This window comes from Pseudomonas sp. YY-1 (genome assembly GCF_002843095.1).
GTDB lineage: Bacteria > Pseudomonadota > Gammaproteobacteria > Pseudomonadales > Pseudomonadaceae > Aquipseudomonas > Aquipseudomonas sediminis_A.
On sequence record NZ_PJLX01000015.1, the window covers coordinates 20,122 to 43,147 of the forward strand.

At 57.8% G+C, this 23,026-nt stretch carries 17 protein-coding genes and 3 pseudogenes; 11 read left to right on the forward strand and 9 right to left on the reverse strand.

The window, feature by feature from the left end; translation table 11 throughout:
* The first annotated feature begins 19 nt into the window (after positions 1-19).
* The 5 genes from CXP40_RS19075 to CXP40_RS19095 all read left to right on the forward strand — a co-directional run bounded on the left by CXP40_RS19075 (position 20) and on the right by CXP40_RS19095 (position 5,194).
* Positions 20-367, forward strand: coding sequence for a RidA family protein (locus CXP40_RS19075; protein ID WP_036999868.1), 348 nt, complete (start codon positions 20-22; stop codon positions 365-367).
* Between the two features lie 214 nt (positions 368-581).
* A complete protein-coding gene (gene alr / locus CXP40_RS19080) occupies positions 582-1,655 on the forward strand; it encodes an alanine racemase (protein WP_106735037.1) in 1,074 nt (357 codons plus the stop codon).
* Between the two features lie 195 nt (positions 1,656-1,850).
* On the forward strand, positions 1,851-2,399 hold the full coding sequence (locus CXP40_RS19085; protein ID WP_099524758.1) for a cupin domain-containing protein: 549 nt from the start codon (positions 1,851-1,853) through the stop codon (positions 2,397-2,399).
* A gap of 113 nt (positions 2,400-2,512) precedes the next feature.
* On the forward strand, positions 2,513-2,935 hold the full coding sequence (locus CXP40_RS19090) for a cytochrome c5 family protein (protein WP_106735038.1): 423 nt from the start codon (positions 2,513-2,515) through the stop codon (positions 2,933-2,935).
* A gap of 126 nt (positions 2,936-3,061) precedes the next feature.
* Positions 3,062-5,194, forward strand: coding sequence for an acetyl-CoA hydrolase/transferase C-terminal domain-containing protein (locus CXP40_RS19095; RefSeq protein WP_106735039.1), 2,133 nt, complete (start codon positions 3,062-3,064; stop codon positions 5,192-5,194).
* 24 nt (positions 5,195-5,218) lie between these two features.
* Here the strand turns inward: CXP40_RS19095 and CXP40_RS19100 are convergent, their stop codons facing one another.
* The 3 genes from CXP40_RS19100 to rep all read right to left on the reverse strand — a co-directional run bounded on the left by CXP40_RS19100 (position 5,219) and on the right by rep (position 8,551).
* Positions 5,219-5,791, reverse strand: coding sequence for a xanthine phosphoribosyltransferase (locus CXP40_RS19100; protein ID WP_099524753.1), 573 nt, complete (start codon positions 5,789-5,791; stop codon positions 5,219-5,221).
* Positions 5,792-5,953: 162 nt separating this feature from the next.
* Positions 5,954-6,436, reverse strand: a complete 483-nt coding sequence (locus CXP40_RS19105; protein WP_106735040.1) for a UPF0158 family protein — start codon at positions 6,434-6,436, stop codon at positions 5,954-5,956.
* A gap of 105 nt (positions 6,437-6,541) precedes the next feature.
* Positions 6,542-8,551 carry a DNA helicase Rep gene (rep, locus tag CXP40_RS19110; RefSeq protein WP_106735041.1) on the reverse strand — a complete coding sequence of 670 codons (2,010 nt, stop codon included), beginning with the start codon at positions 8,549-8,551 and terminating at the stop codon, positions 6,542-6,544.
* Between the two features lie 270 nt (positions 8,552-8,821).
* On the opposite strand from rep, the gene CXP40_RS19115 reads away from it, so the two are divergent.
* Positions 8,822-10,501: a bifunctional diguanylate cyclase/phosphodiesterase gene (locus tag CXP40_RS19115; protein ID WP_106735042.1), complete on the forward strand. Its 1,680-nt coding sequence runs from the start codon at positions 8,822-8,824 to the stop codon at positions 10,499-10,501.
* 52 nt (positions 10,502-10,553) lie between these two features.
* Here CXP40_RS19115 and CXP40_RS19120 read toward each other — a convergent pair whose 3' ends face one another.
* Positions 10,554-11,939 carry a NorM family multidrug efflux MATE transporter gene (locus CXP40_RS19120; protein WP_106735043.1) on the reverse strand — a complete coding sequence of 462 codons (1,386 nt, stop codon included), beginning with the start codon at positions 11,937-11,939 and terminating at the stop codon, positions 10,554-10,556.
* A gap of 139 nt (positions 11,940-12,078) precedes the next feature.
* On the opposite strand from CXP40_RS19120, the gene CXP40_RS19125 reads away from it, so the two are divergent.
* The 3 genes and pseudogenes from CXP40_RS19125 to CXP40_RS24285 all read left to right on the forward strand — a co-directional run bounded on the left by CXP40_RS19125 (position 12,079) and on the right by CXP40_RS24285 (position 15,151).
* Positions 12,079-12,999 (forward strand): LysR substrate-binding domain-containing protein, encoded by a 921-nt coding sequence (locus tag CXP40_RS19125; protein WP_106735114.1) that lies wholly within the window; start codon positions 12,079-12,081, stop codon positions 12,997-12,999.
* A 175-nt stretch (positions 13,000-13,174) separates the two neighbouring features.
* A pseudogene (locus CXP40_RS24280) lies at positions 13,175-14,293 on the forward strand (Cache 3/Cache 2 fusion domain-containing protein); the annotation flags it as partial.
* 135 nt (positions 14,294-14,428) lie between these two features.
* A complete protein-coding gene (locus tag CXP40_RS24285) occupies positions 14,429-15,151 on the forward strand; it encodes a methyl-accepting chemotaxis protein (protein WP_371916973.1) in 723 nt (240 codons plus the stop codon).
* A gap of 1 nt (position 15,152) precedes the next feature.
* Here CXP40_RS24285 and CXP40_RS19135 read toward each other — a convergent pair.
* Both CXP40_RS19135 and CXP40_RS19140 read right to left on the reverse strand, forming a co-directional pair.
* Positions 15,153-15,698: pseudogene (locus CXP40_RS19135) on the reverse strand (ATP-binding protein); the annotation flags it as partial.
* Positions 15,699-15,737: 39 nt separating this feature from the next.
* On the reverse strand, positions 15,738-16,175 hold the full coding sequence (locus CXP40_RS19140) for a hypothetical protein (RefSeq protein ID WP_106735045.1): 438 nt from the start codon (positions 16,173-16,175) through the stop codon (positions 15,738-15,740).
* Between the two features lie 1,589 nt (positions 16,176-17,764).
* Between CXP40_RS19140 and CXP40_RS19145 the strand changes: the two genes are divergently transcribed.
* Positions 17,765-18,850, forward strand: a complete 1,086-nt coding sequence (locus CXP40_RS19145) for a hypothetical protein (protein ID WP_106735046.1) — start codon at positions 17,765-17,767, stop codon at positions 18,848-18,850.
* A 24-nt stretch (positions 18,851-18,874) separates the two neighbouring features.
* On the opposite strand, the gene CXP40_RS19150 is transcribed toward CXP40_RS19145, so the two are convergent.
* The 3 genes and pseudogenes from CXP40_RS19150 to CXP40_RS19160 all read right to left on the reverse strand — a co-directional run bounded on the left by CXP40_RS19150 (position 18,875) and on the right by CXP40_RS19160 (position 21,986).
* Positions 18,875-20,629, reverse strand: a complete 1,755-nt coding sequence (locus CXP40_RS19150) for a recombinase family protein (RefSeq protein WP_177429696.1) — start codon at positions 20,627-20,629, stop codon at positions 18,875-18,877.
* Positions 20,630-20,676: 47 nt separating this feature from the next.
* A pseudogene (locus tag CXP40_RS19155) lies at positions 20,677-21,636 on the reverse strand (YifB family Mg chelatase-like AAA ATPase); the annotation flags it as partial.
* Between the two features lie 92 nt (positions 21,637-21,728).
* On the reverse strand, positions 21,729-21,986 hold the full coding sequence (locus CXP40_RS19160; protein ID WP_106735048.1) for an accessory factor UbiK family protein: 258 nt from the start codon (positions 21,984-21,986) through the stop codon (positions 21,729-21,731).
* A gap of 409 nt (positions 21,987-22,395) precedes the next feature.
* Here CXP40_RS19160 and glnK point away from each other — a divergent pair, with 409 nt between their 5' ends.
* Positions 22,396-22,734: a P-II family nitrogen regulator gene (gene glnK / locus CXP40_RS19165; protein ID WP_003096476.1), complete on the forward strand. Its 339-nt coding sequence runs from the start codon at positions 22,396-22,398 to the stop codon at positions 22,732-22,734.
* Positions 22,735-23,026 lie beyond the last annotated feature (292 nt).

Below are 23,026 nucleotides of genomic sequence, written 5' to 3' on the forward strand. Positions count from 1 at the left end.
TCCAAGGAGCTTTACCCCTATGTCGATCCAGCGCCTGCATGTGGCCAAACGCTACAGCGAAGTGGTGATCCACAACGGCACGATCTACCTCGCCGGCCAGTTGGCTGATGACTTCGACGGTGACATCCGTGAGCAGACCCGGCAGACCCTGACCAACATCGACAAGATGCTGGCCGAGGGCGGCAGCGACAAGAGCAAGATCCTGTCGCTGACCATCTTCATCAAGGACATGGCCGACTATGACGGCCTCAACGCCGAGTACGACGCCTGGGTGGCCGATGGCCATGCGCCTGCTCGTGCCTGCGTCGAGGCGAAGATGTACAAGCCCGAAGTGCTGGTGGAAATGTGTGTGGTGGCTGCTGTCTGAGGCGGCCACAGCTTTTTGTTGCCTGCCTTCCATGGCGGCAACCCTCCGGGCCGTCGCAAGCGACGTCAAAAAATTCTCCCGGAATTTTTTTGTGTTGGCTTTTCACCCGGCTCCCCCGCCGGGTTTTTTTTGAATGGCGATTTGTCGGCATGACCCGGATGTCACCGGGCTACGAAAAATCGTCGCCTCAGCGAATGATTGAGAGAAACGAACCATGCGCCCCGCCCGTGCCCTGATCGACCTCGACGCCCTGCGTCATAACTACCGTCTGGCCCGCGAAATGAGCGGCGCTCGTGCTTTGGCCGTGGTCAAGGCCGATGCCTATGGGCACGGAGCGGTGCGTTGCGCGCAGGCACTCGAAGCCGACGCCGATGGTTTTGCCGTGGCCTGCATCGAAGAAGCGCTGGTGTTACGCGAGGCCGGCATCAGGGCGCCGATCCTGCTGCTCGAAGGCTTCTTCGAGGCCGACGAACTGGCGCTGATCGACCAGCATGACCTGTGGTGCGTCGCCCATGCGCAGTGGCAGATCGAGGCTATCGAGCAGGCCCAACTGAGCAAGCCGCTGACCGTCTGGCTCAAGCTGGACAGCGGCATGCATCGCGTCGGCCTGCATCCGGCCGAGTACCAGGTCGCCTATCGGCGTCTGCTGGCTAGCGGCAAGGTCAGCAAGATCGTGCTGATGAGCCACTTCGCTCGCGCCGACGAGCCCGAGTGCGAGCGCACGAGTGAGCAACTGGCGGTGTTCCAGCAGGCGCGCGAAGGTCTGAGCGCCGAGGTCAGCTTGCGCAATTCGCCGGCCGTGCTTGGCTGGCCTCAGGTACCCAGCGACTGGGTGCGCCCCGGCATCATGCTCTACGGCGCCACGCCGTTCGAGCAGGCACAGGAGCAGGCCGCGCGTCTGCGCCCGGTGATGACCCTGGAATCGAAGGTGATCAGCGTGCGTGAGCTGCCGGCTGGTGAGCCGGTAGGGTATGGCGCGCGTTTTGTGTCCGAGCGGCCGACCCGCGTCGGTGTCGTCGCCATGGGCTATGCCGACGGTTATCCGCGTCACGCGCCGACCGGTATGCCAGTGGTTGTGGACGGTCAGCTGACCCGCCTGATCGGTCGGGTGTCGATGGACATGCTCACTGTCGACCTGACCGATCTGCCGCAAGCCGGTCTCGGCAGCCGTGTCGAGTTGTGGGGCAAGCAGGTGTTGGCCAGTGACGTGGCCATGGCAGCGGGTAGCATCCCCTACCAGATTTTCTGCAACCTGCGACGGGTGCCGCTGCTCTATCTCGGCAACTGAGCCCGGATCGGAAGGCCACTTGCGCTGTACACTCCACGGCGCGCCAATTGCTTACTCGAACGGCTCTATCTCGAGGCTTTTCGAAAGAGCATGTGAGCCGTGTAGGCGAAGGGTGAACGCAAGTGTTGTAAATTCCGAACGCTATGCCATGATACGGACACTTTTCCGTCTCATATCCCAAGGGGGATTCCAGCATTGGACGTCGGCGTTCGACTGCAATCGATTCGTAAGCTCAAAGGCCTATCCCAGCGTGAACTCGCCAAGCGGGCGGGCGTCACCAACAGCACCATTTCCATGATCGAGAAGAACAGCGTGAGCCCCTCGATCAGCTCGCTGAAAAAGGTGCTCGGCGGCATTCCCATGTCGCTGGTGGAGTTCTTCTCCCTCGACATGGAGCAGGAGAACCAGGTTCAGGTGGTCTACCGGGCCTCCGAGCTGACCGATATCTGCAGTGGCGCCATCACCATGAAGCTGATCGGCAAGGCTCATCCGAGCCGCGCCATTTCCTTCCTCGACGAAACCTACCCGGCTGGCGCCGATACCGGTGACGAAATGTACGCCCATGAGGGCGAGGAAGCCGGCATGCTGGTCGAAGGCAAACTGGAACTGACCGTGGGCAACGAGGTGTTCATCCTCGAGCCGGGTGACAGCTACTACTTCGAGAGCAGCAAGCCGCACCGCTTCCGCAACCCGTTCGATGTGCCGGCGCGCTTGATCAGTGCCACGACGCCAGCGAACTTCTGATCAATAACCCTGCGACAATATGGGTTGTTTCGGTGGGCCGCGCTTGCCGTTATACTGACGCCCGCTCGCGAAACCGTGGCCGCGGGCGTGACTAGCCACGAAGAGGGTGTACCGTGAATCTGATGAAGAAAATGCTGGCAGTACCGGCTGCCGTATTGGCCCTGTGGGCAGTGACTGCTCAGGCCACGACCGATGAAGCTATCGCCGAGCGCCTCAAGCCTGTAGGCGACGTGTGCATCATGGGCGAAGAGTGCAAAGGCGTCGAAACCGTCGCTGCATCCGCCGGTGGTGGTGCACGTACCGCTGATGACATTATCGCCAAGCACTGCAATGCCTGCCACGCCACCGGCGTTCTGGGCGCACCGAAGATCGGTGACACCGCTGCCTGGAAAGATCGCGCCGATCACCAGGGCGGCCTCGACGGCATCCTCGCCGCTGCCATCTCCGGTATCAACGCCATGCCGCCGAAAGGCACCTGCGCTGATTGCTCGGATGACGAACTGCGCGAAGCGATCAAGAAGATGTCCGGTCTGTAATACCCGCCGCTTCCCTGAAAAAACCGCCCTCTGGGCGGTTTTTTCGTTTCTGGCGGTGGCATGCAACCATGCTGGTGGCTCAGTAGTCCAAGCAGCATTCGTCATGGATGTCGCGAGGAGCGCCAGATGCCGCACACCTGTACCCTCGAACAAGCCGTCGACCACGTGCTGAGCGAGATCGACGGGCCGATTCATCTGGGCCTGCCCCTTGGTCTGGGTAAACCCAATCGCTGGGTAAACGCGCTCTATGAACGCGTGCGCAATCTGCCCGAGCGTCAGCTGACCATCTACACCGCGCTGTGCCTGGCGCGCCCGCGTGCCGGCCAGGACTTGCAGCGACGCTTTCTCGAACCCTTCGTTGACCGGGTCTACGGCGATTATCCCGAGCTGGACTTTCTCGCCGATCTGCACGCCGGCAACCTGCCGGCCAACGTGCGTGTCGAGCAATTCTTCTTTCAGCCCGGCAGTCTGCTCGAATGCGAGCCAGCGCAGCAGGACTACATCAGCAGCAATTACAGCCATGTCGCCCGTGACCTCAATGCCAAGGGCCTGAATTTGGTCGCCCAGCTGGTGGCCGTTGACCCAGCGCACCCTGAGCATTTCAGCCTGAGCTGCAACCCGGATATCACTCTGGATCTACTGCCGCTGCTGGATAAGCGCCGTGAGGCTGGCGAAACTGTGCTCAGCGTCGCCCAGATCCACAGTGACCTGCCCTACATGGCCGGCGATGCCCAGGTGTCGCGCGATACCTTCGATATCCATATCGGCGAGGACGAGCGCACCACGCTGTTCTCCACGCCGAACATGCCCGTGACCTTGCAGGATCATTGCATCGGCCTGTTCGCCAGCACCCTGGTGCGTGACGGCGGCACCCTGCAGATCGGCATCGGCGCGATGGGTGATGCCCTGGCGTCGGCACTGATGGCCAGGCAGGCCGACAATGCTCGCTACCGCGCGCTGCTACGGGCGCTCCGTGCTGATGATTGGGCGGATGAGATTGCCGCCTGTGGCGGTCTCGAACCGCTCGCTCACGGGCTGTATGGCTGCAGTGAAATGTTCGTCAACGGCTTGCTGGCATTGGCCGAGGCCGGCCTGCTACGGCGCCGGGTTTACCCGGATCTGCGCCTGCAGCGTCTGGCCTGTAATGGTGCGCTGGATGAGCAGGGGCGGCCACACAGCGTTCAGGCGCTGGTCGACGCAGGGCTGCTAGCGACGTTGCAGCCGAGCGATCTGGCCTGGCTGCGCGAAAGCGGCCTGCTGCGCGGTGATGTGCGACTGGAGGCGGGCGAGCTGCAGTTGCTTGACGGTAGTCGCGTCGCCGCGGACCTCAGTGATCCCCAGACGCAGGCTCGCCTGCAGTCCTGTCTCGGCTGCGCGCAGGGCGGCGTGGTGCTGCATGGCGGTTTCTTTCTCGGCCCGGAAAGCTTCTACCGACGTTTGCGCGAGCTGGATGGTGCTGAACGGCAGCGCTTTGCCATGACCGGCATTCGCTATATCAACGAGCTGTACGGCGAAGAGGAGCTCAAGCGTCTGCAGCGCCGTGACGCACGCTTCATCAATACGGCTTTCACCATGACCCTGCTCGGCGCGGGGGTGGCTGATCAACTGGAAGACGGCCGCGTACTCAGCGGCGTAGGCGGCCAGTACAACTTCGTCGCCCAGGCCCATGCGCTGGAGGACGCGCGCTCGATCCTGCTGCTGCGCAGCTGGCGCGAGTCGGGCGGCGAGGTGAATTCGAACATCGTCTGGGAGTATGGCCACGCCACCATCCCGCGGCACCTGCGCGACATCGTGGTAACCGAGTACGGCATCGCCGATCTGCGCGGCAAGACCGACGCCCAGGTGATCGAGGCGCTGCTCAAGGTCAGCGATTCGCGCTTTCAGAGCGAACTGATCGAGCAGGCGCAGCAGGCCGGCAAGCTGCCGGCGGATTTCCGGCTCGATGAGCGCTTCTGCAACAACCTGCCCGAGCGGCTGGAGGCTCTGCGTGCAGAACATTCGCAGCTGTTCGCCGAATACCCGCTAGGCAGCGATTTCAGCGCGGTGGAGCAGGACCTGGTGCGGGCGCTGAGCTGGCTCAAGAGCAAGCTGCGTCTGACCGAAGTACTGGCGCTGGGCAAGGCCACGCTCGATGCGCCAGAGCCAGGCGCCTATCCCGAACACTTGCGACGCATGAGTCTGGAAGCGCCCGACGGGGTGCGTGAAGCCCTCTATCAGCGCTTGCTGCTGGCGGGCTTGCAGGCCACTGCCGGGGCCTGACGCGCGCGAGGGCGCGCACAGTTTTTAGTCGAGGAAGCGCACCTGGCCGTTCTCCAGCGCGGCAACACGGGCCAGCGACTCGACGCGGTAGCCTTCGCTCTCCAGCAGGTTGCGGCCGTCCTGGAAGGACTTCTCGATGACGATGCCAATACCGGCAATCTGCGCACCGGCTTGCTGGATCAGGTCGATCAGCGCCTTGGCGGCGTGGCCGTTGGCGAGGAAGTCGTCGATTACCAGCACCTTGTCGGCAGCCGTCAGGTGACGCGCGGAAATGGCGATGGTGCTTTCGGTCTGCTTGGTGAAGGAGAACACCTTGGAGATCAGCAGGTCGTCCTTGAGCGTCAGCGACTGAAACTTGCGCGCGAAGATCACCGGAATGCCCAGCTCCAGGCCAGCCATCACCGCCGGGGCGATACCGGAGGCCTCGATGGTGACGATCTTGGTGATGCCCTGGCCGGCGAAACGCTGGGCGAACTCGTGGCCGATCTCCTGCATCAGGCGCGGATCGATCTGGTGGTTGAGAAAAGCGTCCACCTTGAGTACATGCTCGGACAGCACGATGCCTTCGCTGCGAATCTTCTGTTTCAACGACTCCACGGTCGATCCTCTGGTTGAGCAGAAAAGCTGCGGATTTTCGCTCAAAATGACCTGCAATGTGTAGTGAAACCGCAGCCTGCCCGACAGTCGTGGTCAATTGACCGGTTAGACAGGTTGTTAGCCAGTGTCTGGAGCCCGGGTGCAATCCGCGGGCTGCTCCGTTCAGGCGCTCTTGGTCAGGCGGCGCAGGATGTCCTTGGGAATGCCGCGCGTGTCCAGCGGCAGCTTGTCCGGCGCGGGCTCCAGTCCCAGTTCGTAGAGCCAGTTGAGCGTGTACTCGCGCAGTTGCTTGAGTTCGTAGGCCTGCCACTGCTGACGAATCGTCGGAAAGGATTCGATCTCGTAGTCGAATGCGCGCAGTGGTTTGCGGCCGGTCAACGCGGCGCTGAGCAGTGGGTGGGCGTGCAGATCGTCGAGGGTGAACAGAAAGGACTCGCGCATGGCCACGCGCTGGGGAATGTCGAGGTTGGGTATCTGGGTGTAGCGATCCGGATTCAGTTCTACGTGCTGACGCTGCTCGCTGTGCTGATCTTCCGGCGACAGGCTCAGGACACTACCGCTTTCCAGGTCCAGCCAGTTCTCCTGCTGTTCGCGGCCGTTGATCAACTGAGTCAGCGTGTCGAGGTCGAGAGTGAATGTGCGCATGGTGCCAACCCCCTGTGTCTGAGCGGTATCTTCTTTCTGACTGGCAAAAATGACGAGGGTGCCAGCCCACCGAATAAACCGACCATACACCAGTCAGCCATGGCCTCAGCGCTTGAGCATCGCCCGCATATTGGCCAGGGCGTCGTTGCCGCGTGCGGCCTTGACCTCCACGGGCGCCTCCTCCAGCCCTTCCCACACCAGGTCTTCCGGCGGTAGCTCGTCGAGGAAGCGGCTCGGCGAGCAGTCGATCACCTCGCCGTACTGCTTGCGCTTGGCGGCGAAGGTCAGCGCCAGGTTGCGTTTGGCGCGGGTGATGCCGACGTAAGCCAGGCGCCGCTCTTCCTCGATAGTGTCGGCCTCGATGCTGGAGCGGTGCGGGAGTATCTCTTCCTCGAAACCGATGATGTACACCGAGGGAAACTCCAGGCCCTTGGAAGCGTGCATGGTCATCATCTGCACGCCCTCGGCGCCTTCTTCCTCTTCCTGCTGGCGCTCGAGCATGTCGCGCAGCACCAGCTTGCCGATGGCGTCTTCGATGGACATGTCGCCATCTTCGTCGCGCTCCAGGGTGCTCTTCAGTGCGTCGACGAGGAACCAGACGTTGCCCATGCGCGCGTCGGCCACCTTGTCGCTGGAGGCGTTCTGCCGCAGCCAGTTCTCGTAGTCGATATCCATGACCATGCTGCGGATGGCGGCGATCGGGTCGTTCTGCGCGCACTCCTGGCGCACCCGATCCATCCATTTGGTAAAGCGCTGCAGGCGTTCGGTGAAGCGCGCATCGAGATGCTCGCCGAGACCCATCTCACCGGCTGCGGCGTACATGCTGATCTTGCGCTCGTTGGCGTAGTTGCCGAGCTTTTCCAGGGTGGCGGAGCCGATCTCGCGGCGCGGCACGTTGATCACCCGCAGGAAGGCATTGTCGTCGTCCGGGTTGACCAGCAGGCGGAAGTAACTCATCAGGTCCTTCACTTCCTGACGGGCGAAGAAGCTGGTGCCGCCGGAGAGGCGATAGGGAATCTGATGGTGCTGCAGTTTCAGCTCCATCAGCTTGGCCTGGTAGTTGCCGCGATAGAGGATGGCGAAATCGCTATACGGGCGTTGGGTGCGCAGGTGCTCGGTGAGGATCTCCAGTGCCACGCGCTCGCACTCGGCGTCTTCGTTGCGGGTGCGGATCACGCGGATCTCGTCGCCCATGCCCATCTCCGACCACAGCTGCTTCTCGAAGGCGTGGGGGTTGTTGGCGATCAGGGTGTTGGCGCATTTGAGGATGCGGCTGGTGGAGCGGTAGTTCTGCTCCAGCATCACCACTTTCAGTGAGGGATAGTCCTCTTTGAGCAGCATCAGGTTTTCCGGGCGTGCGCCGCGCCAGGCGTAGATCGATTGGTCGTCGTCGCCAACTACGGTGATCTGGTTGCGCATGCCCACCAGCAGCTTCACCAGCAGGTATTGGCTGGAGTTGGTGTCCTGATATTCGTCGACCAGCAGGTAGCGGATGCGGTTCTGCCACTTTTCCAGGATGTCGGCGTGCTCCTGAAAGAGTTTGACTGGCAGCAGGATCAGGTCGTTGAAATCGACCGCGTTGTACGCCTTGAGCGTGCGCTGGTAGTGCAGGTAGACGATGGCGGCGGTCTGTTCCTTGGGATTACGCGCCTTGGCCAAGGCTTCATCGGGCAGGATCAGGTCGTTCTTCCAGCTGTCGATGAGGTTTTTCACCTCGTCGGCACCGTCGTCGCCGGAATACTCCTTCTGCATGATGTCGCTGAGCAGCGCCTTGATGTCACCGTCGTCGAAAATCGAGAAGCCGGGCTTGTAGCCCAGGCGTGCGTATTCCTTGCGGATGATGTTCATGCCCAGGTTGTGGAAGGTGGACACGGTCAGGCCGCGCGCCTCGCTGCCCTTGAGCAGGGTACCGACGCGTTCCTTCATCTCGCGCGCGGCCTTGTTGGTGAAGGTCATGGCGACGATGTGCTGGGCGCGGATGCCGCAGTTCTGCACCAGGTGGGCAATCTTGCGCGTGATCACGCTGGTCTTGCCGGAACCGGCACCGGCGAGCACCAGAAGTGGGCCGCCGACGTAGTTCACGGCCTCTTGTTGCCGGGGGTTCAGTCGGGACATGGGATCGTTCGCAGAAAAATGGCCGCGCATTTTAACAGGCCTGATGACTTCTGCCGCGACCGTCCGGAACTGTGGCCTAGCGCACGAAATTGCATAGCCACGCACTTGGTTAACCACTTTATTCCAGTACTCTGGTTCCACTTGTAGGTTTACTGGCTATACCTCAGGATCTGCACTACCTTTCGCACGGATGTGATTGATTAGACGCCGATTACGGCGCGTTCAGGCGACGCGATTCGCCATCATTCTTGTGGTCATTGGGGAGGTTGCTTGTCCACGCTCGTCGAACCCTTGCGGTTGGTCCTGCTGGCGGAAACGCCGGACTGGGCCGAATTGTTGCGCGAGCAGTTGAGCGCCCTGGGCAGCCCATCCCCGCTGATTACCGCGCCGTCATGGGAGGCGGCCAGCAACCTGTTCGATGATCACGCCAGCGGTCTGCTGTTGAGTACCCCGGATCGCCTTCCCGAGCCGCATCAGTGCCCCTTGCCCATCGTCTTGCTACTCGACGAAGAGCCAGTCGAAGAGCCGACCGGTGTCAGCGATTGGTTGGTGCGCGGCAGCCTCAGTCTCGATGTGTTGCGTCGCTGCCTGCGCTACGCGCGTGAACAGGGCAATCTCAAGCACACCCTGCAACGCCTGGCCGAACAGGACCCCTTGACCGGTATCGCCAATCGCCAGGGTTTCCAGACCCTGCTCGCCGCGCGCCTGGCCGAGTGTGGTGGCCGTGGTCTTGTACTCGGTCATCTCGATCTGGATAACTTCCGCCACGCCAACGATGCCCTCGGCTACCAGGCTGGGGATCGCCTGATCCTGCAGGTGGTGGCGCGGCTCAAGAGTCTGCTGCAGCCCTGCGATCAGATTGCGCGTCTGGGTAGCGACGAATTCGCTCTGTTGCTCGATGCACGCCGCGATCCGCAGCGCGTGGAGCGCCTCGCCGAGCGTGTCACCGAGGTATTGGGTGAGCCTTACTGGGTAGACGGCGAGAGTCTGTTGATCGGCTGTAGTCTGGGGCTCGCTCACGCCCAGCCTGGAGAGGGCGCCGACCCGCTGCTGTGGCATGCGCATATCGCCATGCAGCAGGCCAAGAATCAGCAAGGCTGCGTGTTTCATGTCTATGACGAACGCCGCAACCGCAGCGCACGCAGTCAGGCCGATCTGGAAGGTGAGCTGCGCCGCGCGCTGCGCCGCGACGAACTGGAGCTGCATTACCAGCCGCGCCTGTGCCTGAAGAGCGGGCGCATCGTCGGCCTGGAGGCGCTGGTGCGCTGGCAGCACAGCGAGCGTGGGCTGCTCTCGCCCAACGAATTCGTGCCGCTGGCCGAAGAAACCGGGCTGATCGTACCGCTCGGTTACTGGGTTATCTCCCGTGCCCTGCGCGACATGCAGTGGCTGCGTGGACGCGGCCTGCCGGCGCTGCACATGGCGGTCAACCTGTCATTCCGCCAGTTTCAGGACAGCCAGTTGCTGCCGACCCTCAGCCGTTTGATCGAAGAACGTGGGGTCGATGCGCAGTGGCTGGAGTTCGAGCTGACCGAAACCGCAGTGATGCGCCGCAGCGACCAGGTGCAGCAGACCATGCTGGCGCTGGGACGGTTCGGCGTGCGTTTCTCGCTGGACGACTTCGGCACCGGGTTTTCCTCCTTCGTCCACCTCAACAGCCTGCCCATCACCCTGCTGAAGATCGACAGGAGCTTCGTCGGCGGCATGGGCGAGCGTGCCGAGAACCGCCAACTGGTGCGGGCGATGATCAACCTGGCGCACAACCTCAATCTCGAGGTGGTGGCCGAAGGGGTGGAAAACATCGAACAGCTCGACATGTTGCGCCAGTTTGGCTGCGATCAGGTGCAGGGTTACCTGATCAGTAAGGCGATACCTCTGGCGGAGCTGGCACGTTTTCTGGTGTTTGGCTTGCGCCAGCCGCTGCTGAGCGGTGCTCCGCCTTCGGCTTGAGGCGCCGCAGTTCCTTAGCCCGGATGCAATCCGAGGCGCGCGTGTAGCCGGATTACGGCAGGCAGGCCTCGCTCGCCAGTGCACTCGGCCGCTGTAGGCGCGCCGTCTTCCACTGGAAGCCCAGCACCAGCCCGCTCGCCGTGACTGCCAGGCCGGCAGCCAGGCCCCACCAGACGCCCTCTGCACCCCAGCCGAGGGCGAAGGCGAACAGCCAGACCAGCGGTGCGCCCACGCACCAGTAACCCGTCAGACCGATAAGCAGAGTGGTGCGGCCGTCGTTCAGCCCGCGGATCGCGCCCATGGCGATGCTCTGCAAGCCATCGAACAACTCGAACCAGGCGGCAATCGCCAATAGGCTGACCGCGAGGGTGACGATATCGGCGAAAGCCGGGTCGTGACGGTCGAGGAACAGACCGATGATCCACTCTGGCAGCAGCCAGAACAGCAGGGCGAACAGCAGCATCAGGGCGGCGCCCACGGCCATGCCGAGATGCCCCGCCAGCCGTGACAGGTGCAGACGATCGGCGCCGTAGTGCAGGCCGACGCGGAAGGTCACGGCATAGGACAACCCTTGCGGCACGATGAACGCCAGCGCCACCGTTTGCATGGCGATCTGATGCGCCGCCAGCTGCACGCTGCCCAGCGCGCCCATGCATAGCGTGGCAAAGGTGAACAGCCCCTGTTCGGCGGCGTAGGTGCCGCCGATAGGCAGGCCCAGGCGCAGCAAGGCGCGCATTTCCGCTCGCTGTGGGCGACCCATGCCGCGCCGCAGCTGGTAGCGGTGATAGGTTGGCGAGAGCAGGATGTACAGCGCCAATGCCAGCGCCATGGCGCTGCTGACCAGCGCTGTGGTCATGCCGATGCCGCTCAGGCCCAGGCTGGGCAGGCCGAACCAACCCTTGATCAGCGCGTAGTTGATGACGAAATTGGCGGCGGTACCGGCGATGCTGATGGCCATGACCGGGCCGGGATGGCCAATGGCACTGGTGAAGCCGCGCAGCGCCATGAAACACAGGTAGCCGGGCAGTGCCAGCGACAACGGGCGCAGGAATGCCATGGCCTGGCTGGCTGCGTCAGGGTCCTGGCCAAGATGCGGCAGCAGCGGGCCCAGGCCATTGAGGCACAACGCGCTGACAGCGCCCAGCAGCATGGCCAGCCACAGACCGTTGCGGATCAGGCGCGTAATGCCGGACGGGTCGCCCGCGCCATGGCGAATGGCAATCAGGCTGCCCACCGCTGCGATCACCCCGGTGCAGAAAATCGAGAAAATGAAATAGCAGGTGGCGCCCAGCGCGCCACCGGCCAGTTGCTGCGGGCCGAGCATGGCCATCATCAGCGTGTCGGTGAAAATCATCAGCGCGTGGGCCAGTTGGGCGGAGATCAGCGGGCCGGCCAGGCGCAGCAGCGCGCCCAACTCGTGGCCAAGGGAATTCTTCATGATGAGTAAAACTTCGGCAGGGTAAGCATCCCCAGACTGTCGGAGGATGAGCAATGACAGCTATTCTCTGGTTTGTAGCGAATGCCCACAAAAGGAAAATAGCCATGCCTGGCATGATCAAAACTCATGGTTCAATACGGTGACGCGTCGTCTTCCACCGCTTTACGCCCTGCGCGCCTTCGAGGCCGCCGCACGGCATGCCTCCTTTACCCGTGCTGCTGAAGAACTGGCTATCACCCAGAGCGCGGTAAGCCGGCACATCCGCACGCTGGAGGAGTACTTCGCTTGTCGTCTGTTCGAGCGTCGTGGCCGCAGCCTGCACCTGACCGATCCCGCCCGTGCTCTGTTGCCGGGGCTGAGCGACGGCTTCGATGCACTGGAGCGCGCCAGCGCTGCGCTGCGTGCCGATGATGAGGTGCTGCGTCTGAAGGCGCCGTCGACCCTGACCATGCGCTGGCTATTGGCGCGCCTGTCGCACTTTCGCCTGGCCAATCCGGACAGCGAGGTGCAGCTCACCAGCGCCTGGATGGATGTGGATAAGGTCGACTTCCGCCACGAGCCATTCGACTGTGCGGTGCTGTTGTCCGATGGCCAGTTCCCGGATGAGTGGGAAAGCGTGTTGTTGTTCGAGGAGTGGCTGATTCCGGTGTGCGCTGCCGGTGATTCTGACTCAGGCCCCTGGTCGCTGGCGCGGCTGCAGGCGGCGGAGCAGCTGCACCCGACGCCGGATCGCCGCGATTGGCGGCGCTGGTTGCAGGCCACGGGGCTGGATGAGCAGGTGCCGCTGAAGACCGGTCAGCTGTTCGACATGCTCGAACTGGGCATCGTTGCCGCCGCACGCGGCTATGGCGTGTCCATCGGTGATCTGCTGATGGTGGCCGAGGACGTGGGCGCAGGCCGTCTCGGGTTGCCCTGGCCAACGGCAGTATTCAGTGGCGATAGCTACTATCTGGTATGGCCGCGGGGGCATCGTGCGCAGGCGCGTTTGCAGCGGCTGCGCGACTACCTGTTGGCCGAAGTAGCGGCCATGCAACTTCCTACAGTGGAGAGAGTGCTTTAGCCGCCGATACAGGTTTTTGAGAGCAAATGATTGCCATTCGGCAGAACGCTGATTGACCAACCATACTGCTCAGGTATCCTGCCGCGCCCTGGCTCGAGGTCGTATGACCACTCGGGTCAGTCAATCCCTGTTCCGTTCGGCCTGCCACTACTGAGTCGGGCCTTGAGAGGCCTGAATGACCCCTCCTCGTTCCCGTATCGCTCTGCAACTGGCCGCCATCCTGGCACTGGTGCTAGTGCTGCTGATCAGCTTCAGCACTCTGTTCGCCTTGCGCTCGCTCAACGAAGCCAACCTGGCTACCCGCGAGAAGCATCTGGGTAGCGAAGCTGGCCTGCTGGCCGACCAGCTCGAGACCTTCCATGGCAGTCTGCGCGACAGCACGCAGCGCCTGGCCGGCCTCTTCGAGCAGCGCTTTAGCAGCGGTTTGCAGGTGCGCAGCGACGAGCGTGTCGCGGTTGGTAGCCTGCAGACCCCCGCCCTCTATCTGAGTGCGACCCGGCTGAACAACGACTTCAGTGAGGTCGACGACTTTACCCGCATGACCGCTGGCGTTGCCACGGTGTTCGTGCGCGACGGTGAAGAGTTCGTGCGCATCACCACCTCGCTGACCAAGCAAGACGGTACTCGTGCGCTGGGCACCGTGCTGGACCACCAGCATCCGGCTTATCAGAAACTCCTGGCAGGCCAGGGTTATGTCGGCCGTGCGCTGCTGTTCGACCGCTTCTACATGACCCAGTACACCCCGGTGCGCGATACCGGTGGGCGGGTGATCGCGGTGCTGTTCGTTGGCTTCGACTACACCGACGCGCAGAACCTGCAGATGCGCAACCTTTCCGATTTCCGCATCGGCAGCACCGGTTCGCTGGCGCTGCTCGACGAGCAGGGCAAGTGGCTGGTGGCTCCGGCCGGTGCCGCCACTATGAGCAGCCTGCCTGCGGCGCTTACCGAGTTGATCGCCAGCCCCGGCAAGGGCGGTTTCTGGAGTGATGGTCATGACGAGTTCTACAGCGTGGCCATGCCGTTTGCCGGCGGCCCCTGGACGGTGCTGGCGAGCATGCCGCGCGAGGAAATCCAGGCGGTCACCTGGCGCGTCGGCACCCAGCTGGCTATCGGCAGTGCGCTGACCCTGTTGCTGGCGGTGATCGCCGTGGTCTGGTTGCTGCGACGCAAGCTGCGGCCGCTGGGCGATCTGGTGCAACAGGCGCAGGCGCTCGGTGCTGGTGATCTCGGCGCGCGCATGGCGCAGTCCAGTGATGATGAGATTGGTGAGCTGGCGCGCAGCTTCAACCGCATGGGCGAGGCGCTGGCGAACATGGTCGCGGGCATTCGCAGTGCGGCTCAGGATGTCAGTGCGCGCTCGCAGTCTATGTCGGCGCTGTCGCGCGATGCCTACCAGGGGATTGATCAGCAGTCGGGCGAGATCAGCAGCATGGCCGGCGCGGTGGAGGAGTTCAGCGCCACTTCGCAGAACATCGCCGACAATATGCGCAGTACCGAGCGTATGGCCAGTGCCAACGCCCAACAGACCCGTATCGGTCGTACCTCGATGGATCAGGCCTCCGAGGCACTGGTGCAGATTGCCGAGGCGCTGGAGCAGACCTCCACAGTGATCAATGGTCTTGGCCAGCGCTCGCAGGAAATTGGCGGCATCGTCAGCGTGATCACCGCAATTGCCGACCAGACCAACCTGCTGGCGCTCAACGCCGCCATCGAGGCTGCACGTGCCGGCGAGCAGGGTCGTGGTTTTGCCGTGGTCGCCGACGAGGTGCGCAACCTGGCCGGGCGTACCCGCGAGGCGACCAACGAGATTTCCACCATGATTGGCAGCATCCAGAGCGAGACCAGCAGCGCCATCGCCACCATGGAGCAGGGCCGGCAACTGATGCAGGACGGTCTTGAGCGCAACGCCAAGGTGGCTTCAGCGCTGGCACAGATCAGCGAGCAGAGCGAGGCGGCGGGCGAGCAGTTCGCCGCCATCACCACCGCCACCAGCGAACAGAGCAGCACCGCGACCGTGCTTAGCTCCAACCTGCAGAGCATCGCCCAGGCCAACGGCGAGCAGCGTGAAGTGGTAGCCAACCTGGCCGATACCGCGCGCGAGCTGGATCGCCTGGCCGCTCAGCTGCGTCAGGAGGTCGAGCGCTTTCGCTGAGTCATCCCGCTGCCGGGCGGTACTGCAGCGCTTCCGCCAGGTGGGCGCGGCTGATCTGCTGCTCGCTCGCCAGGTCGGCCAGAGTGCGCGCGACCTTGAGTACACGATGGGCCGCGCGCAGGGACAGACCGAGGCGTTCGCAGGCGCTTTCCAGCCACTGGCGATCCGCGTCGCTCAATGCGCAGTGTTGGCGCAGACCGGGTAGGTCGAGGAAGGCGTTGGCCACGCCCTGGCGTTGCAATTGTCGTTCGCGTGCCTGCGCCACCTTGGCTGCTGCCTGCGCAGTGCTTTCGCCATCCTGCGGCGGGGCATTCAGGGCTGTGGTTTCGCGGGCGACCGTCAGGTGCAGGTCGATGCGATCAAGGAGCGGGCCCGACAACTTGGCGCGGTAGCGCTGGATCTGCTCCGGGGTACAGCGACAGCGATTGCTTGGGTCGCCGAGGTAGCCGCAAGGGCAGGGGTTCATGGCGGCAACGAGCTGAAAACGAGCGGGAAAGCGCACCTTGTCGCGGGCTCGGGCAATGACGATGTGGCCGCTTTCCAATGGTAGGGGGTTATGTCACACATTTTGTGATCGTTCTGTCGGTCAGTGATTGAAGCGTTGTAGGAACCGTCGAAGCTCACCCTCTGGGTTGACCCCTTTAAGGGATACCAGCATGAATACACCAACTAAACGAGCTTCGGATGCAGCCAATTCTCGCTCATCAATAACGTTCACTACATTAGGGAGTGCATGCTCGAACCACTCATTAACAATTTTCATGGGGTCTTCTTTCATTGAGCCTGCATCAAGCTCCTTCTTTTCGCTTTGACTAAGAACTCCAAACTCGGCTGCAAGATGGAAGGTTTGGAGAATCAACGCTCTTGCCATTCCAAGTGTTTCGGGCATCTGACTAGATGAATAAACAGAGTGCCAAGCGGGGAATGGAAGTCGAGATAACTGGTTGAAGCTATCTGTTTTCCTTTTGACAATGAAGAGAAAAATGAGAATGCCGGCAATTGCTGCCCCGATTAAGTATTCCATCTTAAAAGCTCCTGAGGTGAAAATAAATTGTATCTTATAGATGGTTGTGGTTCAAATAGCAAAGGTCGATTTTTGTGCTTGAACTTGTTCAAGCATAAAAATTGAGCAGTTATTAAAAATCAAAAGAGAAATTCGTCGTAAACTCAAATTGTAATTTTTTGAGAGATTTTGATGAGGTCTCATAAATTTTATAGTCCGACGCTATTCTTAACAAAAAATCAAAATATTTTTATGGGATTATATAATTTTTTTGATAATCCGTTTTTTTGAAGCACGAAATTATGGCTTAAATACGGTAAAAAACAGTGTCAATAGCAAATCAAAAATATATTTACCGTCCAACCTTAATTGCGATTATGGTCCGACCCTAATCGACATTTATGGAAATTCTCTTAGTTGTGTTTTGCAACTAACTCGCGAAAAAAATCATCGAAAAATTCAAAAAAAACGCTCTCAGTTTAATTTCAACTCCAGACGTATGGGTAGGGTCAAGTCAAAAAATGAAAATTTCCGAACCCTGCCTCTTGTTTGAAAAAAACCAATAAGCATAAAAAGGCTCACGGGAACATGCCTTTAAAGCGTTTTCTTATCTCGTTGGTGTTTTACTATCATCTAAGAAAGACACACTCATAAATGACCGTTTTTTGAGGTTGGAGAAAATAATAGGTTTGAGTGTGATAGGTAAGTGTGTTGTGGATAGGTGTATGCGGGCATGACACGGGTATGTGTACGTGTGTGCCCATACGTGTGCGTGTCTTGAAAACCCTAAGGGGTTTTCGCTTTTATCTTTTCCAGCCTTGCCCTTCGCTTTTATTCTTACCAGAATAAAGCTCGGGCAAAGCTGGTCTTCCTGACTTTATGATTTAAAATCAGTATCGCTCTACCTGAACTTTTTAGCTCGGGGTCTAAATATGTAATACTCATTTTAGACTTTGAACACTTAATGGCTGTATTAGCACCACACTGAAACCCTGTTCAACATATATTGCTATATGGCTGGCGGGTTGAGAAATTTTCAGTATCCCCGTTTTACTTCTCTTCGCTTGAACAACGAAACAATCACTGTATTTCCTACATTGTCCAAGGCGTGAATACTGAAATTTATTATTATGATTTGAGATTTTTGCGGCAGGTTGACTTGAATAAGTTAATTTGTATGTTATAACTTTAATTGCAAGTTGAAACTGCTGCTATCAGTATCAACACCGAACCCTGAATACTAACCGTATTCGGGGTTCACTTATTCTTAGTTATACCATTTGAATATTGAAAGTCAAATCCGTGGCCTAATATGTGTTTCGCGTGGGTTGAAGTTTAAAGCAGTGCGACAAACTAAATGCCACGGCTTTGCTTTTGCTTTCGCTTTTATGCTTCTGTCTCAACGACCAGTTGCCTGCGGAGCACCCACACACTCGCAGAGTGTTTTAGTGGGCTAAAACACGCTTTTGCTTTTTGCCTTTGCTTGTGAAAACAGACGCTTTGCAAGCGTGAGAATTTTAAAGCACTTAGAAGATGATGATGCTTTAAAGCACCACTTGAAATAATATTATTGTGTGTTAAAACATAAGTGACGAACAATTAAATTGCTTATGAATAACTACGTTTCTTTTAATGCCAAGTACTACAAAAACAGTCAATCCGAAGGTGAAATAGGACACGTTCAGCGTGTCTTTGCTGAGAATAAAAACTCAATTAAAGAGTTGCAGAAAAATAATTTTGATTGTGGATATTCAATTATAGATAAATACAAAGATATCTATGCACAAGCAGAGCAGCACAAAGGAAAGAAGCTACAAAAGAACGCTAACACTTTTATCGATGGTGTTTTGGCATTCTCCCGCGATCAATTTGAATTGTTAATGGAAAACCCGCAATACAAGCGTGTTGTATCCAATCACATCGATGATTTTATGGAGCAGGTTAAGGTTCAAACTGGCCTAGAGCCTGTTGGTTGGGCATTTCACGCGGATGAAGGTTATAAAGACCCAGAAACGGGGGAGTTGAAGATCAATTACCACGCTCAGTTGATTTTCTTTAATCACGATTTTAAGACCGGGAAAGCCCCGTTGCGTGAGCTCCAGCAGCGTGGATCTGAATCTGCTTGGTCAAAGCTTCAGGATCTGGCTGGTCAGGTTTTCCAGCCGTTGGGATTTGTGCGTGGCATATCCAAGGATATGACGCATCAAAAGCACGCTGAAAAAGACGATTTTATTGCTCAAAAGCAAGCCGAGATCGAACGCCTTCAGGCTGAGTTAGAGAATGAAAAAAACCACCAGAATCGAGCCTTACAGAGCAATATAGAGCTATTGGAGGCGGCAGCTATTGCCACAGATGAAATTTTGAAAGATGTGAACGGTGCTATCGATCTGATTAATAGAATGGAAAGTAAAAGAGAGGCTGAAAAAGAGTTAAGAGAGCAAATATTGATCAATATCAGAGGTGCAACTGAGATTTACAATAAAACACCATCATTACAAGCAGCGGCAAAAGCTTTTTCCGAGCAGTTTCCTAATTTTACCAAGGGGCTTAAAAAGACCTATCAAAAGCTGCTTGATTTTTTTAATATAGACACTGATGGAGATCCTGTGTATATGCTTAAAGATGCACAAGAAAATATAGCAAAAGTAGAGCAGCAAAATACCGAGGTAAAAAGAAGGCTGTTAAAACTCAAATAAGGCCGATTTCCGGCCTTAATTTTGTCAATTGAAATATTTGTTGAGGTTTTTGATTCCGAACTCACTCAATGGGTTATGCAAATTAAATCGCTTGGCAATTTTATCAATCATCATTCCCTGATAGTTTATCTTGCAATAGAGGGTTCGGGTTTCCTTTTCAAAGTTGAACCTGAATACAATGTCATTTGCAATGAAAAATTGATTTATTTTCAATCTACCTTCTTCAGTGCTGTAAAGTTCAATAATGTCTTTTTCTGAGTAGATATTGATTGAAGTCTTACGAGTGTTAATTTCTGCGTGAAGCTTAGAAAGCTCGCCTTCAATATCATTGATTTTTAATTCTGTGCTGCTAACGACTGCTAAAAACTCTTGGGGTATTACTCCATTAGTAAAGCCCGCAAATGACTTTAGTAGATTGTCTTTGTAGCTTTTCTGTTCAAGCAATGTATTTCGAAGCTCAACAAGCTTTTTGTTGTCTGATACTTGACGTTTTTTATTCGATAACAAGCTGATTAGCAACTCACGGAAGCTTTCGATTTTTTCTTCGATTTCAATATCATGTTGAGTTGCGAATGAATAGCGAACTCCATTTTTAATGTAGTGCTCGCGGTCTTGTTTCTCTTCTTCAAGTTCCAAGGCTTGCCAAGGATGAACGTCGAAATCTTCTTCTGTCGTTGCCTGATAGATTAATTCTAAAAATAGACCATACGCTAAATCAAAACGAAATCTCGGTTGGTTGCAATTCGTCTTTAGCTCTTTTCTGGTGAAACAATGGAAATATCCATAGCAAACACCTTTGGGGTTTGTTTGCTTTTCAAAGAGCATGGAAGCATTACAGCAGTCACATTTGATTGAGTGTCTAAAAATGTTCAAGCTGCCGACTGTTTGATTGCCGTAATGTTTTCTATGTGCTCGCAATTTCATTGCTTCAAGAGCTTCATTGAATAGCTCATATGAAACAATCTGCGGATAATATCCTTCGATAAAACGTTCGAAAACCTTGCTTTTATTTTCGTCCCTGCGTTGAGCCATATAAGAGCCAAGAACATACTTTGTTTGGAATAGCAAGTGGATGTTCTTGTTGGTCCATTTTCTTTTAGAGTAGGCGTTGATTTTTCTGATAGTTAAAGATACACCGACATATTTTAGACTTTCAAAAATATCTCTAATTTCTTGGGCTTCGCCTTCAACTATTTCAAAGCGGTTTTCTTCTTTGTTGTATGAAATGCCATATGGTGGGTTATGACCATTAAATATAGCTTTTTCATCATCTGCTAATTTTTTGGCTCTATTCCATGCAGATTTACGACGAACTGATTTTGTTTTGCTTTCTTCATGAGCACGTTTTGCAATGACACTCAATAGGATATCTTGTTGGAGATCATCAATTCGATTCGTCTCGTTAGGTTTTTCATATCGCTGACCATCAATGGTAGTGATTAGAATTACACCTTTTTCAAGGATGCCATTCACAAGCTCTTTTGCTTGTAGCAGACGCTGACGACTTAATCGGTCGATACTCTCAACAAAAATATAATCACCCGGTTTGATATGAACGTCAGTTATCATATCAATAAGGTCTTTGAGTTTTCCCTTCTTTTTGTTGCTCCCATCATGAGCCGATACGCCCGTATCTGAAAAGATGTTCTCTGGCAGTAGCTCAACATCATGATGCTTGGTGATGGCCTGTATTGAAGCCATTTGACGGTCTACTGAGTCCTTCCCTGCTTCACCCTGAGCTTTGGATGAGTAACGGATGTAAGCGTATGCGGTAGGCATTCCGGGCGTCCTGCGATGATTCTGGAAGTGTGAGAATACCATCCACTGCTCTCCAGCGGTTCGCGCAGCACTTCCAGCACTTTCCTGTCGAACTCCGGCAGCTCATCTAGGAACAGGATTCCCATATGGGCCAAGGTTATTTCGCCAGGCTGCGGGCGACTGCCGCCACCCACCAATGCCGGGCCGGAGGCGCTGTGGTGCGGGGTGCGAAAGGGTCTCTGCGGCCAATGCTGCAGCGGCGTATGGCTGGCTACCGAATGGATCGCGGCGACCTGCAGCGCCTCGTTCTCGTCCAGCGCAGGTAGCAGGCCTGGCAGGCGGCTGGCCAGCAGGGTTTTGCCTGTGCCGGGTGGGCCGCTGAGCAGCAGGTTGTGTGAGCCGGCGGCCGCCACCAGCAATGCCCGTTTGGCGGCCAACTGGCCCTGCACTTCGGCCAGATCCGGATAGGGCAGGCTCTGCCTGAGCAGGCCCTGGGCTGCGTAAGGTTCGAGAGGGGCGCTGCCGTTCAGGTGTGCGGCGATCTGCAGCAAGTGCTCGACGGCGATTACCTTCAGCCCCGAGGCCAGGCTGGCCTCTTCGGCATTGGCCTGTGGCACCAAGAGGGTGCGTCCGGCTGCGCGTGCGGCCAGGGCGGCCGGCAATACGCCTTGTACAGTACGCACTGCGCCGGACAGCGCCAGCTCGCCCAGACATTCGTATTCATCCAGCGATTGAGCCGGTACCTGACCGCTGGCCGCGAGAATACCCAGAGCGATGGCGAGGTCGAAGCGACCACCGTCTTTTGGCAAATCTGCAGGCGCAAGATTCAAGGTGATGCGTTTGCTGGGAAACTCGAAGGCAGCATTGAGGATGGCGCTGCGTACGCGATCCTTGCTCTCTTTGACTGCGGTTTCCGGCAGACCCACCAGGGTCAGAGAGGGCAGGCCGTTGGCCAGGTGCGCCTCGACGGTGACGGGCGGTGCTTCTACACCGACCTGAGCACGGCTGTGAACGATGGCCAGGGACATGATCGCTCCTTGATCAAGTGGGGTGCAGTACCTGTAGAAGCGGCTGCGGTCGCGAAGCCTGTCGCGGCTAAAGCCACTCCTACAACATAACCTCAGTCTACGGCGGTGAGCTTGGCTTCCAGTTCCGCGACCTTGGCTTCCAACGCTTCGAGGCGAGCGCGGGTGCGGGCGAGAACCACCATCTGGCTGTCGAACTCTTCCCGGCTGACCAGATCGAGCTTGCTGAAGCCGCTCTGCAGCAGGGCCTTGAACTGCGCTTCCAGTTCGGCGCGCGGCAGTGGGCTGTCGCCACTGAACAAGCGCGAAGCGTGGCTACTGAGGGTGTCGAGCAAAGCTTTGGGTGGGAGCATGGGCAGGTTCCAGATACAGACGGCGGCAGTGTAGCACGCAGCCGCAGGCGCGGCGGTCGAGCGCGGGTTGCACGATTTTTGAGCATTGCGGAATGTGCCGATGCACTGGATTGGTGCGATGCATTCGGTGCGAATGACCGCTCATCCCTGCTCGAAGCGGGTAAAGGCCTGAAAGATGGCGCTTTTACGTGAGCTGGCAAGCTTTCTGCTTAGACCCCATCGACGCATGCACCGATGCAGTTCCGGTGCGGCAGGCGAAGCGGGGGAGTGTTTCGTCGGGAGCGGTTGGTGGGTATCGGCCACGCCAGGCTGGAGCGGTCGGTGCATTACAAAAGCCAGACACTGCGCTTAGACTTGAGCCGGGTTCGCAATTCCTGGGGCAAGTCCACCTTAAACGGGAGAAAGTTTCATGAAGCTAGTCACTGCCATCATCAAGCCGTTCAAGCTCGACGACGTGCGCGAGTCGCTGTCTGAGATCGGCGTGCAGGGCATTACCGTCACCGAGGTCAAGGGCTTCGGCCGTCAGAAAGGCCATACCGAGTTGTATCGCGGTGCCGAGTACGTGGTCGACTTCCTGCCCAAGGTGAAGATCGACGTGGCCATCGCTGACGATCAGCTGGATCGCGTGATCGAGGCCATCACCAAGGCTGCCAACACCGGCAAGATCGGCGACGGCAAAATTTTCGTAGTCAACCTGGAACAGGCGATTCGTATCCGTACCGGCGAAACCGATACCGACGCGATTTAACAAGCCTCCGAACCCCACGCCCCAGGAGTAAACCCATGACTCTGCGAACTTTCGCAGGGCTAGGAGCCCTTTTGTCCTCGAATTATGGCCTTGCGCTGTTTTCGAGGGCGAATGCCGGAGCTGGCGATACCCTCGCCGCTCTGCTGTGCCAGACCCTCTTCAGGTCTCGCGCTTGGCCTAGTGATGGGAATGCCTGGTCGCCTCACGGCGCAGGGGTTCCGGTGATCCAGAACGAGCGTGGCAACGACCTGTAAAGCATGCGGAACGCGTCCGGCGCCAACCTGGACGTTTC

What these genes read in the sequence shown, in the direction of transcription:
- CXP40_RS19120 (WP_106735043.1), bottom strand. Translation starts at nt 11,939, where the DNA reads ATGAAGAATTCCCTTGGCCACGAGTTGGGCGCGCTGCTGCGCCTGGCC.
- CXP40_RS19160 (WP_106735048.1), bottom strand. Translation starts at nt 21,986, where the DNA reads ATGCTCCCACCCAAAGCTTTGCTCGACACCCTCAGTAGCCACGCTTCG.
- CXP40_RS24285 (WP_371916973.1), top strand. Translation starts at nt 14,429, where the DNA reads ATGGCCGGCGCGGTGGAGGAGTTCAGCGCCACTTCGCAGAACATCGCC.
- alr (WP_106735037.1), top strand. Translation starts at nt 582, where the DNA reads ATGCGCCCCGCCCGTGCCCTGATCGACCTCGACGCCCTGCGTCATAAC.
- CXP40_RS19075 (WP_036999868.1), top strand. Translation starts at nt 20, where the DNA reads ATGTCGATCCAGCGCCTGCATGTGGCCAAACGCTACAGCGAAGTGGTG.
- CXP40_RS19095 (WP_106735039.1), top strand. Translation starts at nt 3,062, where the DNA reads ATGCCGCACACCTGTACCCTCGAACAAGCCGTCGACCACGTGCTGAGC.
- CXP40_RS19140 (WP_106735045.1), bottom strand. Translation starts at nt 16,175, where the DNA reads ATGGAATACTTAATCGGGGCAGCAATTGCCGGCATTCTCATTTTTCTC.
- glnK (WP_003096476.1), top strand. Translation starts at nt 22,396, where the DNA reads ATGAAGCTAGTCACTGCCATCATCAAGCCGTTCAAGCTCGACGACGTG.
- CXP40_RS19150 (WP_177429696.1), bottom strand. Translation starts at nt 20,629, where the DNA reads ATGCCTACCGCATACGCTTACATCCGTTACTCATCCAAAGCTCAGGGT.
- rep (WP_106735041.1), bottom strand. Translation starts at nt 8,551, where the DNA reads ATGTCCCGACTGAACCCCCGGCAACAAGAGGCCGTGAACTACGTCGGC.
- CXP40_RS19105 (WP_106735040.1), bottom strand. Translation starts at nt 6,436, where the DNA reads ATGCGCACATTCACTCTCGACCTCGACACGCTGACTCAGTTGATCAAC.
- CXP40_RS19145 (WP_106735046.1), top strand. Translation starts at nt 17,765, where the DNA reads ATGAATAACTACGTTTCTTTTAATGCCAAGTACTACAAAAACAGTCAA.